This is a genomic window from Syntrophomonas erecta subsp. sporosyntropha (assembly GCF_055395365.1).
Map to the genome: position 1 here is coordinate 1,337,821 of NZ_AP042459.1, position 12,643 is coordinate 1,350,463.

Below are 12,643 nucleotides of genomic sequence, written 5' to 3' on the forward strand. Positions count from 1 at the left end.
TGGCAGAAGCCAGCAAATGGAGGTTGCCTGTACCAAAATAAGCCATTGGCAACTTATTATGTCTAAACTTATAAACAGTTGACCTTCTTTTATTAATAAGGGTATAATTCCAGTAGACTGACCAGCCGGTCGGCAGCTTTTTAAGTGGTATTATAAAGTGTTTAAACGGGAGGGGACCAGGTTTTGAGACGGAGCAAAAGGATTTTATCTATTCTGGTGGTACTATTAATTTCATCCCTTATAGTGGGCGGCTGTGGAAAGAAAGAGCCGGTGGCCGAAGAAGCCGAGTTAACCGTAAAGGTTGCCCAGGCTGAGAATCGACCTATTGCTAAAAGTTCTACATATACCGGTACGGTACGGGGGGTAAATGAAGCCCAGGTAACGGCCCAGATCCCCGGCCGGGTTACGCAAATTTACGTTAAACCGGGAGAATGGGTCCAGTCGGGACAGCTTTTGGTTACCCTGGATAGCAAAAGTTTAGATACGGCCTTGAAACAGGCCCAGGCTAGTCTGGCTGGCGCTAAAGCCCAGGAGGCTGCTCAGAGACTGCAATTAGAGAATGCTCGTATTAATTATGAACGCATGGTACAGCTCCATGAAAGGGGGGCTATCTCTGATAGCCAGTTAGAAGTGGCTAAGCTCCAATATGACACCTTGAATTCGGGAGTTATTGAGGCTAGCGTAGCAGCTGGTGAAGCTGCCGTGGCCGCCTTACAGCAGCAGATTGATAACTGTAACCTGACGGCTCCTATAAGTGGTGTAGTAGGGGCGATTAACTTTGCCCTGGGTGATACCGTCTCTCCTCAGGTACCGGTAGCGATAATTGGTGATACCGCCCAATTGGAGATTGAAATACAGGTCAGCGAATCAGAGATAAACTATGTAAATACAGGTAGTCAGGTAGATGTTTTAGTGGCAGCAGTAAGCAAAAAGCCCTTTAAAGGCACAGTAAACAGTGTGTCACCAGTAGCTGATGCCCAGAAAAAGAACTATACGGTTAAAGTCACCCTGGATAATCCTGATAATATTATAAAGTCAGGCATGTTTGCCGAAATAAGCCTGGCTACTGAAGGGGTAAATAATGCTATTTGTGTTCCCCGTAATGCAGTAGTACCAAAAGGCGGGCGCCAGGTAGTCTATACAGTTGATAAAAAGAAGCGGGCCCGGGAAATAGAGGTTAAAATCGGCATAGAAAACAACCATTATATTCAGATAACAGAAGGTCTAAAAGCAGGTACCCCGGTGATTACCAAAGGGAATACCCTGGTTAATGACGGTACCCTGGTTAGAGTAGCAGCCGGGGGTGACAAATAGTGCGTATTGTTGATTTTGCCATTCGGCGGCCGGTAACTATTACCGTAGCCGTGGCGGTACTTATTATTCTGGGTTTTTTCTCTTTTTCCCGCATGGCGGTGGATTTGTATCCAGATATGAAGTTTCCGGTAGCAGCGATTATCACTTCTTATTCAGGAGCCGGTCCTGAGGAAGTCGAGTCCCAGATTACCGAGCCTCTGGAAAGTGCAATTAAAAACTTGAGCAATATCAAAGAGATTAGCTCCGTATCCAGTGAAGGAAGCTCACTTATCATAATCAGCTTTGACTGGGGTACGGATATGGATAATGCCGCCCTGGATATACGTGAAAAAATAGGTTTTGTTGAGTCTTTCTTACCGGAGGACTCGGAAAAACCGATGGTCTTTAAAATGGACCCTAACCTGATGCCGGTAATTCAAATAGGTATCAGTGGTACGGAAAATTTGGCTCAACTGCAAACTATTGCTGAAGATGTAATCGAACCCCGGCTTTCCCGCATTCCGGAGGTGGCCTCAGTAGTCATTACCGGTGGTTTGGAAAGGGAAGTTAAAGTGGAAGTCGATCCGGTAAAACTGGAGAGCTATGGTTTACCTCTGGCCCAGGTAACCCAGGTATTACAGGTAGAGAACTTCAACATGTCGGGAGGCAAGCTGGATCAGGGCGACCGAGAGCTATTTATCCGCAACCTGCAGGAGTTTGAATCCATCGAAGATATAAAAAATGTGGCCATAATGGGGGCTGGTGGACAAATCGTTTACTTACGTGACATTGCCCAAATTGAAGACGGGTACAAAGATGTAACCCAGATGACCAGAGTAGACGGCCAACCAGCGGTAGGTATACACTGTTTAAAACAGACTGATGCTAATACCGTCAAGGCTTGCGAAGCGGTTAAAAAAGAGCTTAAACAGATTAATAAGGAGATGGGACTTAACCTTAGTACTAAAGTGGTTATGGACCAGTCCAAATACATCAATGATTCTATAAAAAACACGGAGAATATGATCCTGGAAGGGGCCCTGCTGGCTATGCTGGTGCTCTTTATATTCCTGCGTAACGGCCGCAGCACCTTGATCATATTTACCGCTATACCCTTATCTATTATCGCCACCTTTATACTGATGTATTTTACTAATTACAGTATAAACCTTATAACTATGGGTGGTCTGGCCCTGGGGGTAGGGCGTATAGTGGATGATTCGATTGTGGTTTTTGAGAACGTATACCGGCATCGGTGTCTGGGGCTAGCACCGGCAGAAGCAGCCCGATTCGGGGCTTCACAGGTGGGTAATGCAGTTATAGCTTCCACATTAACTATCATAGCGGTGTTTTTACCCATCGTGTTTGTGGAAGGTCTAGCATCGATTTTATTTAAACCCTTGGCTATAACTATTTGTTTTGCTATTATCTGTTCCCTTTTTGTGGCGCTGACTATTATTCCTTTACTATCGGCCCGGTTGCTGACTGATGAAGCTATGCAGTGTCAATCACAGCGCCAGGGTAAAATCTCATCCATTGTTAATCGTTTTGGTCAGTGGCTTGACAATCTGGGAGAGGGCTATAAACGCCTGCTGCAAAAGTCCCTGCAGCGGCGGCGGTTAGTTGTTATCCTGGTTATTGTTCTGATGGTGGGATCCTTAGGGGCGGTACCCCTGGTAGGGGCAGAATTCCTGCCTAAAATGGATTCAGGTGAATTGTCCATAACTATTGAAACTGACCGGGGGAGCCGGCTGGATAATACTGATGAAATTACTAACCAGATAGAGGAAAAACTAAAAGACATAGATGAAGTAGAAACTGTTTTTTCCAGTGTAGGCAGTTCCTCGGTGATGTTGATGGGCGCCGGCAGTAATACTGATAAAGCTACCTTATACATCAAACTGCATCCTAAAAAGGAGCGGGATCGTAGTGACGACCAGATAGCCGAAGCCATCAGAGAAGAGGTAAAGAGTATTCCCGGTGCTAAAATCGAAGTCCAGGTAATGGATGCTACCAGTGGCATGGGGGGCAGCGGCAATAAACCTATTAATGTTCAGGTGCGCGGGGATGATTTGAATGTACTGCGGGATCTTTCCAATCAGGTAGCTGAAGTAGTCCGCAAAGTTCCCGGGACCAGAGAAGTGGTAGCTTCCCTTACGGATGGCAAACCTGAATTACAGGTAAAAATTGATCGCCGGCGGGCAGCTGCCTATGGACTTACACCTATGCAAACGGCCAGTGAAATTAGTACTGCTATGCAAGGCCGGGTAGCTACCCGTTATAAAGTAGAGGGTGATGAAGTGGATGTACGGGTTCGCTATCAACCTCAGAATGGTCAAGATATTAATTATTTGAGCAACCTTTCCGTACGGACTCCCTCCGGGGCAATGATTAAGCTTTCCCAGATAGCTACCTTTGAAATTGCCCAGGGGCCGATTTCGATAGATCGTATTGACCAGGTACGCCGGGCAGAAATAAATGCTGCCTTGCTTAACCGTGACTTAAAAGGGGTTATGGATGATATTAAAAAGGGAATAAGTGAAATAGAATTGCCGGCCGGTTATCAGGTGGAATATGGCGGGGAAAACAAAGAAATGGAAGAAACCTTTAGTAACCTAGCCCTGGCCCTTATTATGGCCATCATCCTTACCTATGCTGTAATGGCGGTGCAATATGAATCATTCTTTAACCCCTTTGTAATTATGTTTTCTATTCCTACTGCCTTTGTGGGAATCGTATTAGGACTTTTACTTACCGGAAAGAGTTTTAGTGTACCAGCCTTTATCGGAGCGATAATGCTGGTGGGAATTGTAGTTTCCAATGCCATAGTATTTGTGGATTACCTGAAACAGATGATTGATTCCGGTATGGATAGAGATGAGGCTATAATAGAGACAGGCCGGGTTAGACTGCGCCCCATACTGATGACCGCCTTTAGTACTATACTGGCGATGATGCCATTAGCACTAGGATTGCGAGAAGGTAGTGAGGCCATGTCTCCACTGGCTATAGTAGTTATCGGTGGTTTACTCGTTTCCACCCTGGTAACCCTGGTATTAGTACCGGTGGTTTACAGTATCTTTGATGATTGGGCCCGAAAATTTAGACAGCGGCGTTCAGCCAAACGGGCGGGGGTCGATGTAAACCTAAGCTAATTATTAAAAAAGGGTTGGTCCCAGGAGGTGGTAGCATGGATATTACTGAATCCAACCGGGGAAGCAAGCGAGATGCGATACTGAAAGCAGCTGTGGAGGTGTTTTCGGAAAAAGGCTACTACAATGCTCGTATGGAGGAGATTGCTGCTACAGCAGGTGCTGGTAAAGGAACTATATATGAATATTTTGATAGTAAGCTAAAACTTTTTCAGGAGATCATGGAGACTGGTTGGAACTTCTTTAGCCGGAGCACCCATCTGGAAGATCTAATGCAGAAATCCTTTCAAGAGCAGATAGAACTAATTATTGCTGAGCATATGCGCTTTTGCCTGGAACATAAAAAATTAACCCGGGTAGTCTTCATTGATGCCAATGTTATCGATGAGGAACTTAAGGAATGGGTCTGGTCGATACGCCTGGAGAAGGAACAGCTTTTAAAGGGACTGATCGAACAGGGCATAGAAAATGGTGAACTGCGAGTATTAGATAGTGGTGTGGCTAGTAAGATGATCTGTGCTATCATTCCCTATTTTGCTATGCAGTTGGTTCTGGACGAAGATAACTCCAACCCGGATGAGTTAGCCCGGGAAATAAGCCGCAATATCATGACCGGAATGGGCAAAAACCATTTGTGATTAAAGGATAGCAGGCGAGTAACCCCTTAACCTTATCATTAATGTAAAATATACTTGGGAGAAGGGCCATCAAATATGATTGACCATTCTTAAATAATTAAATAAGGGCTGGCTGAGCCCTCGGTGAACGGATAATGCATCTTCTGTGACGAGTCTATAGAGCAGAAGATGCTTTTTTTTGCCAATTTCCGCAGCAGACAGTAAATACCAATAAGACTTATCAATAAAAAGATTTTTCTTAATGTGTAGAAGAAATTATTAATAAATTATTAAGTCAAAGGTTAGAAAATGTTTATGTCTGGATAAGAAACTGTTAATAAAGGCCTGCTAACATAATTTAGAGAGGTTCTAGTCGTCAAAATAGTTTTTTCAAACAGTATCTTTAAGAAACTATGCCTCTGGTTATTCGAGTAGAACCAAAGGAGGTGATAAGTGCAGATGGTACGCTTGGAAAGACTAAGTAACTCTTGTGCGAGGGGGGTTTGTTAATGGAAGCAGAGGATGCGAAAAAAAAACATAGTTTTAATTTAAAAAAACTGGGCTGGGTATTGCCAATATGCCTGGTTATGGCCGGCTTTTTTTTCATTCTCCAAACTAGTCATTTTACTTCACAGACTAAGTTTTGTATGTCATGTCATGAGATGAACGATGCAGTGGCAACATGGGAAGAATCCCCCCACGGCAGTAACTCGCTGGGTATTATAGCTGATTGTGAAGATTGTCATATTCCCCGGGGAACTGCGAGTATGTTGGTCACTAAGGTACAAAAGTTATCCGAACCTTATGTACATTTCATTGTTCGTCCTAATGAATTCGAATTTAAAAGTATGCAGGCTGATCGGGCTTTTAAAGCCAGATCGCAAATAAGTGATGATAATTGCCGGGCCTGCCATGATCCGGATCGAGAGCAAACGGATAATGAGGCGCAAATGATTGCCCATGCTACGTCTGTAAATCAAGTCCAATGTGTTTCATGTCACCGTTATATAGGACATCAACAAAAAAGCGAAGGGGAGGGAAATACGGATGAAATTTAACACTAAAACTGTTCTATGGATTGTAGTTGGCGTTTTATTGTTGGGTGGCATTATTCTTTTTAGCATGTCTAATCAATCATTAGTGCTGCCTGCAGGTGCCACAACTGAAGAAGCCAAAGCATTTGAAGAGCAATATAAAGAAAAAACTCCATTAAAGTATCAACTTTGGAAAGATAGTGCTCACGGTAAAAATGGAGTTACCTGTATTAACTGCCACGAAAGAAAGGTTTTAGAGGCCGAAGATTTAAAGTATGCAGATTTCGCAAAAGTCAGCCCGGAAACCTGTGCTAAATGTCATGAGAAAGAGTATGCTGGCTGGAAGGATACCCGTCACGTGGAGGCGGTAGCCTTCTCCCAGAAGAATGTACGTAATAAATTACTGGACGGTTTCGTTCCTATGCAGAATCAAGGATGTGATAACTGCCATATTAAAGTAGGTAACACTTGTACTAGTTGTCACCAGGCCCATGTTACCGATTTACCTAAGCCGGAAAAACAAGCCCATCAAGGACAAATGACTACAGGTAATTTTACCAATGGGTGCGAGAATTGTCATATGGGTCCTGACCATCCTCAACGGGAAGCCTATGAATCCAGTGTACACTACCAGGTTGCCCAATCTACCGGACAGCCTACCTGTAATACCTGTCATACGGATCCCGACAATAATCACTTAATCATCCAGCTGAAAGGGGATAATGCTGCTGAGGGTAGGGACAAATTGTGGAGCAATTGTCTCCAGTGCCATACTGAAGAATATGTGGCCGACGCCAGAGCTAATGTAGAGGCCATTAAAAAGGAAAGCGGACGCCTGGTGGAAGCATCTAGGGAAATCATCAGAGATTTATATAGGGATGGGGTTCTGAAGCCCAGTTATGGTTCTTTGCTGGATGAAAACGGGGTACCTCTTTTGAATGCTAAGGGTACCAGTTACAGCCATGTCAGCCATATTGAAAGCCTTATGTTTGAATTATTTAAGTATGCGGATGCAACTACTGTCAAAGGTGCACAACATTTCTCGGCTGATTATACACATTGGCATGGGTTAGGAGATCTCTGGTCTAAATACATTGCCATTAAAGAAGAAGCCGAACGACTGTATCTCGAGGCCGGAATTAAAAAACAGTTAAATCTGGAAACGGTTGAATATCCTATGTTTAAGTATGAAAATGAAACTGGCAGGGAACTAGAAAGTTTGAAATAGGCGGCATATTTTTGCCCTAGCCAATAATACCGGGGGGAACGTGTTCGTTCCTCCTTTTTTTTGGGTCCTTATGGTTGAGCTGTTATTGTGGACCATAATAAACTGATCGAAGGTAGCAATTTTTAGTTGCATTGCGGTATTTAACTACGGCATTTTTCAGTAAAAACCGAACTATAAAGGCTTGGTACCATAGCCGTAATAATTTGTTAATAAATAGTTAAGCAGTTATTCATGGTTGACTAAGTCTTAGTTAAGATATCTTATTTATAATTATAGAAACTTAACTGTTCATGAAAAAATCGGATTTTAACCCATAATCGGGCCAAATACTAAAGTTCGACCATGTATATAAAGATTAAAAAGGGGATGAATTTTGCGTTATGCTAAATTTCTTAGCATCAATGAAAGTCGGCCTAACATTACTGGCCCTTTTAACCATATGCTCAATATTGGCTACTTTCCAACCAGATACTACTATGTATTCATCCATACTATATAGAATTTTATTAGTTCTGCTAAGTGTAAACTTACTTTTATGTACTGGCAAAAGGTTACCAGGTCTTTTTTGTAAACTTGGCCACAAGATCACTGAAGAAGAACTGGAAAAGTTTAATTTATCGGACGGAGACAAAACCAACCATGTGGAAGAAGCGTTTAAAAGGTTCATACAGTATTTTTCTGAAACCGGTTTTGCAGTACAACATCTGCAAAATAAGTCTAGAGGGCTGATGATTGCCACTAAAGGAAAAGGGGACTTGATTGCTCCCCCTATTATTCATTTCTCTATACTGGTCATTGTAATCGGTGCCATGGTCGGAACTATGGGTGCCTCACGAAATATAAATTGTTATCCCGATACCAATGCCCCGATTCCGGCAAGCATTAAAAATGGTTATTCAATAGAGTTAATCAGTTTTAAGACCCTATATGATGATAAGAATGAATTATCTAACTGGCAATCAAAATTTAAGCTGCTTAAGGATGGGACGGTTGTGACCGAGGGAGTTACAGAAGTGAATAAGCCTTTTAAATACCAGGGGATGAAATTTTATCAAAGTGCTTATGGCAATGCCCATAAAATAATGGTTCGCATGGGAGATATGGAAAAAGAGCTGTTCTTTGAAAGTAACCAACCGATACAATTAATGGGAAATACCTCCATCGTTTTTACTGCGGATGGAAACAGGTCTTTTCTAAACAAATACGAGAATGGGTATTTGACCGAAATTACAGAATTAGTACCTGGCCAGAAAATTATGCCGGTAGAAGGTTTGGAAATGACCTATATAGTATCCAAACCTTATTCAGTGCTTAATGTTAAAACTGATCCTGGAGTACCTATAGTAATGACCGGCTTTGTACTTTTATCTATGGGGTTTATCTTATTTTGGTTCGGGAGATACCAGGAAGTTAAGATTATGGGGGATTGCGAAAAGAATACCATCGGCATTTTTTCACATGGAAGGAACAAGTCTCTCCAAGAAAAACTTTATCAGGATTTGAAAAATTTAATTTAGGAGGTTCGCCATGGAGAAAATAGAACTTATTTCACTTTTATTAACTTTGTTGTGGTATGTTTTAGCGGTGTTTTTCCTTTTGGCAGCAGCAATATTTTCTCGAAAAAGTTCCCCTTCTCAGAAAGGCGAAAAAGGGCCATGTCTTAGCCGGCTCGGTACATGGAGTATAGTAGCAGGTTTTCTGTTTAATTCGGCTGCTCTGATTATTAGATATTATCGCACTGGTCATCCGCCTATGGGTAATATGTATGAATTTCTTTTGCTTTTTGTCTGGGGGATTATTTTAGTTTATCTAATCGTGGAATTCAAGTACCAGGTAAAACAGATTGGTATTTTTGCCCTACCTTTAGCAATAGCTTTAATACTTTGGTTGATAACTATGGACAAAGGATCAGTTCCTTTAATGCCGGCGTTAAGAAGTGATTGGCTGTATTTCCATGTGTTTACGGCGGTGGTTTCTTATGGTGCTTTCGCTATTGCTTTTGTTTTAGGTATCATGTACCTGCTAAAGGAAAAGACCATTGACAACGGAATACAGAGCGATTGTTTAACCTTTCTACCTCAGTTAGGCTTTTTAGATGAGTTATCCTATAAGCTTATTGTAATAGGGATGTCTTTTTTAACCCTCGTAATTGTAACCGGGGCCATTTGGGCTGAAAGTGCCTGGGGAACTTATTGGTCATGGGATCCTAAAGAGACCTGGTCTCTTATTACCTGGTTTATATATGCCGGTTATTTACATGCCCGGTTTTTAAAGGAGTGGCGGGGTAAGCGGTCAGTAATGATAAGTGTGCTAGGATTTTTGGCAGTTATGTTCACGTTTGCCGGGGTGAATTTAGTACTACCTGGTTTACATAGTTATGTTTAAATGTTTTCCTTTCAATTCCATAGGAGCCTGGAGTTAAGGTTAGGCCATCCACCTTTATATTGGTATTAGCCGGCTTTAAAAAAATCAAAAACATGTGGGAATCCAGGTACGGAAAAAAAGGCAGAGGGGGGAGTAAATCGTGGATATCCTCTTGGCAGGTGTAAACTATCGAACAGCTCCGCTAGAGATTCGTGAAAAATTTACGTTTTCCGAATATGGTCTAAAACAAGCTTATTGGTCGATAGAGAAGAATCCCCATATTGAGGGGGTGGTAATTCTCGCCACCTGTAATCGGACGGAAATATATTTTACTGCCCAGGATAGTGAAAGCGGGAAGTTGGCTATAGAGAATTTTCTTTGCCGTTATACAGGTTTGGAAAAAGAAAGTCTTAATAGGTATGTATACCTGCTTCATGATTTTAAAGCGGTTGAACATCTGTTTCGGGTTTCAGCCGGATTGGATTCAATGATTATTGGTGAAACGCAGATTCTTGGCCAGGTAAAAGATGCGTATATGAAAGCCTGGGAGAGTAATAACAGTGATAGGATAATAAATAATCTTTTTCAAAAGGCTTTATATGTAGGGAAAAAAGTGAGAAGCGAGACAGCAATCGATCAACATCCTGTTTCAATAAGCTATGCTTCGGTTGAGCTAGCCAAAACTCTTTTAGGGGGCCTGGAAGATAAGACGGTTTTGGTAGTGGGAGCAGGTAAGACTGGGGAGCTAACTACTCGTTATTTATTAGATAACGGCATTAAGTCGGTTATAATCTCCAACCGTTCCTTTAAAAAAGCGACTTCTCTTGCTGTGCAGCTAGGCGGCCGAGCTGTGCGCCTGGATGATGTGGCTGCTGAGCTTTATAATGCGGATATTGTAATAAGCTGTACTGCAGCTAACCATTATATACTTCGTTATGATAACTGCGGAGCGGTATTAAAATCCCGAAGAGGGCGTAAAATTCTGTTTATTGATATTGCTGTCCCCAGGGATGTTGAACCTGGGCTGGGAGAGATTGAAGGCGTCTACCTGTATGATATCGACCGGTTGCAGAATAACCTGGTAATTAGTTATCAGGAACGTCAAAAAGCCGCCCTAAAAGCAGTCAGGATTATAGATGATGAGGTGAAAGTTTTCCAACAATGGCTAAATACTTTAGATGTTGTACCGGTAGTGTCATCCTTAAAATTATGGGGGGAAACAGTAAGGCAAAGGGAATTGAAAAGGGCCTTTAACCGTTTAGGCAAGGTTTCCGAGCGGGAGCAAAAGATAATAGTTGAGATGAGCAAGGCTATTGTTAATCAATTACTCAGGAATCCAGTAATTTCTCTAAAAGAAATGGCAGTGGGAAATAAAGGGCAGGTCTATGCAGAGATGGTTAAGTATTTATTTGGATTAAGATCTAGTGATGGGGAGCAAAAGGTATGTGAAAGTATGAAATCTGGGTTCAGGGGATAGTGGCCGTCTGCCTTCTGGCAGACTTAGCGGGCGGTCCGGTAGATTATAGCTAGGCGGATCCCGATGACGATATGAGCATTTAAAAAAATAGGGGGATTAAAAATGATTGGCTGTACAAAACTCCTTTGTGGAACAGCAACTGTTTCAGACATTATTAAACATAGCGGGCAGGGGACGATGCCCCCAGAATTATTACAATTTTCCGACCTAAAGCGTCCCCTGGTGGTATGGAACATGACTAACCGATGCAATCTTCATTGCCGACATTGTTACATAGATGCTAAGGATCAAAACTATGCTAATGAACTAAGTACCGAGGAAGCAGAATCGTTTATTGATGATTTAGCCGCCATGAAGGTTCCGGTGCTGCTCTTTTCGGGAGGGGAACCGCTAATTCGCAAAGATATTTTTCATTTGGGTGAGATAGCCGCCGAAAAGGGGTTGCGTCCGGTTATTTCCAGTAATGGTACTCTGATTGATGATGAAATGGCGATTAAAATCAAGCAAGCTGGGTTCCAATATGTAGGCATCAGTATTGATGGATCGCCGCCTATCCATGATGAATTTAGAAGGCAAAAAGGGGCTTTCGAACTAGCTTTAAAGGGAATTAAAGCTTGCCAGAGACAAGGTGTGAAAACTGGTATTCGGGTAACTCTTAATAAATACAATCAGAATGATCTACCCTTTATTTTTGATATGGTGGCCAGAGAAAATATTTCCCGTTTTTGTATTTATCATCTTGTGTATGCAGGTCGGGCTACTGAAATGATCAATCAAGATACCCTGGTTAATACAAAGCGTTCCATAATAGATTATATCAATAAAAAAACAGTGGAATTTCATGAAAAGGGGATTAAAACAGAAATATTAACTACCGATAATCATGCGGATGGGATTTACCTGTATAAGACTATTGAAAAGACTAATCGGGAACATGCTGAAGAAGTGATCAGCTTGCTGCAGATGCATGGTGGATGTTCAGCCGGTACTAAGTTTGCCAATGTAGATGCCCAGGGGAATGTTCATCCCTGCCAATTCTGGCAGCACTATACGATTGGGAATATCAGAGACCTACCCTTTAGCCGAATCTGGACCTCGGATGATGCACTTTTAGTTAAATTAAGGGAGAAAGAAAAACATCTTACTGGTAAATGCGGAGCCTGTGATTATAAGGCTTTATGTTCAGGTTGCCGGATTAGAGCAGAGGCCATCAAAGGTGATATTTGGGCGGAGGATCCGGCCTGTTATTTAGAGCAGGAAGAAATCGCTAATTCGGAATGTCCAGGCGTATAATGATCACCATCCCGGTAAATCTCACTCGGGTAATCGACTTACCGGAGGCTAATTGACAAAATGGAGATACCGGTTTTATAGAATAGCCAGAACTATCTACGACTAATTTATGCTATCCTAAAGTATAGATGACTTTTGTACTAATAAAATCATGCACCAAATTACCGGCCAAGATGGGACTAAAA

At 42.2% G+C, this 12,643-nt stretch carries 9 protein-coding genes; all 9 read left to right on the forward strand.

The window, feature by feature from the left end; translation table 11 throughout:
* Positions 1–183 precede the first annotated feature (183 nt).
* The 9 genes from ACZ5Q0_RS06555 to ACZ5Q0_RS06595 all read left to right on the forward strand — a co-directional run bounded on the left by ACZ5Q0_RS06555 (position 184) and on the right by ACZ5Q0_RS06595 (position 12,458).
* Entirely contained in the window at positions 184–1,314 is a 1,131-nt protein-coding gene (locus ACZ5Q0_RS06555) for an efflux RND transporter periplasmic adaptor subunit (protein WP_447182279.1), read from the forward strand.
* On the forward strand, positions 1,314–4,448 hold the full coding sequence (locus ACZ5Q0_RS06560) for an efflux RND transporter permease subunit (RefSeq protein WP_447182280.1): 3,135 nt from the start codon (positions 1,314–1,316) through the stop codon (positions 4,446–4,448). The genes ACZ5Q0_RS06555 and ACZ5Q0_RS06560 overlap by 1 nt, the downstream gene beginning before the upstream one ends.
* A gap of 35 nt (positions 4,449–4,483) precedes the next feature.
* A complete protein-coding gene (locus tag ACZ5Q0_RS06565; protein WP_446818817.1) occupies positions 4,484–5,083 on the forward strand; it encodes a TetR/AcrR family transcriptional regulator in 600 nt (199 codons plus the stop codon).
* A gap of 488 nt (positions 5,084–5,571) precedes the next feature.
* Complete coding sequence (locus ACZ5Q0_RS06570) at positions 5,572–6,120, forward strand: cytochrome c3 family protein (RefSeq protein WP_447182281.1); 549 nt, start codon at positions 5,572–5,574, stop codon at positions 6,118–6,120.
* Complete coding sequence (locus ACZ5Q0_RS06575) at positions 6,110–7,324, forward strand: ammonia-forming cytochrome c nitrite reductase subunit c552 (RefSeq protein ID WP_446818814.1); 1,215 nt, start codon at positions 6,110–6,112, stop codon at positions 7,322–7,324. Before ACZ5Q0_RS06570 ends, ACZ5Q0_RS06575 begins: the two co-directional genes overlap by 11 nt.
* Positions 7,325–7,725: 401 nt before the next feature.
* Positions 7,726–8,841, forward strand: coding sequence for a cytochrome c biogenesis ResB family protein (locus ACZ5Q0_RS06580; RefSeq protein ID WP_464827277.1), 1,116 nt, complete (start codon positions 7,726–7,728; stop codon positions 8,839–8,841).
* A 10-nt stretch (positions 8,842–8,851) separates the two neighbouring features.
* A complete protein-coding gene (gene ccsB / locus ACZ5Q0_RS06585) occupies positions 8,852–9,709 on the forward strand; it encodes a c-type cytochrome biogenesis protein CcsB (protein ID WP_446818812.1) in 858 nt (285 codons plus the stop codon).
* Positions 9,710–9,848: 139 nt separating this feature from the next.
* A complete protein-coding gene (gene hemA, locus ACZ5Q0_RS06590; RefSeq protein WP_446818811.1) occupies positions 9,849–11,165 on the forward strand; it encodes a glutamyl-tRNA reductase in 1,317 nt (438 codons plus the stop codon).
* A gap of 102 nt (positions 11,166–11,267) precedes the next feature.
* Positions 11,268–12,458 (forward strand): radical SAM protein, encoded by a 1,191-nt coding sequence (locus ACZ5Q0_RS06595; protein WP_446818810.1) that lies wholly within the window; start codon positions 11,268–11,270, stop codon positions 12,456–12,458.
* Positions 12,459–12,643 lie beyond the last annotated feature (185 nt).

Excerpts from the sequence above, each read along its gene's own strand:
- ACZ5Q0_RS06565 (WP_446818817.1), top strand. The coding sequence starts at position 4,484 with ATGGATATTACTGAATCCAACCGGGGAAGCAAGCGAGATGCGATACTG.
- ACZ5Q0_RS06570 (WP_447182281.1), top strand. The coding sequence starts at position 5,572 with ATGGAAGCAGAGGATGCGAAAAAAAAACATAGTTTTAATTTAAAAAAA.
- ACZ5Q0_RS06575 (WP_446818814.1), top strand. The coding sequence starts at position 6,110 with ATGAAATTTAACACTAAAACTGTTCTATGGATTGTAGTTGGCGTTTTA.
- ACZ5Q0_RS06580 (WP_464827277.1), top strand. The coding sequence starts at position 7,726 with ATGAAAGTCGGCCTAACATTACTGGCCCTTTTAACCATATGCTCAATA.
- ccsB (WP_446818812.1), top strand. The coding sequence starts at position 8,852 with ATGGAGAAAATAGAACTTATTTCACTTTTATTAACTTTGTTGTGGTAT.
- ACZ5Q0_RS06595 (WP_446818810.1), top strand. The coding sequence starts at position 11,268 with ATGATTGGCTGTACAAAACTCCTTTGTGGAACAGCAACTGTTTCAGAC.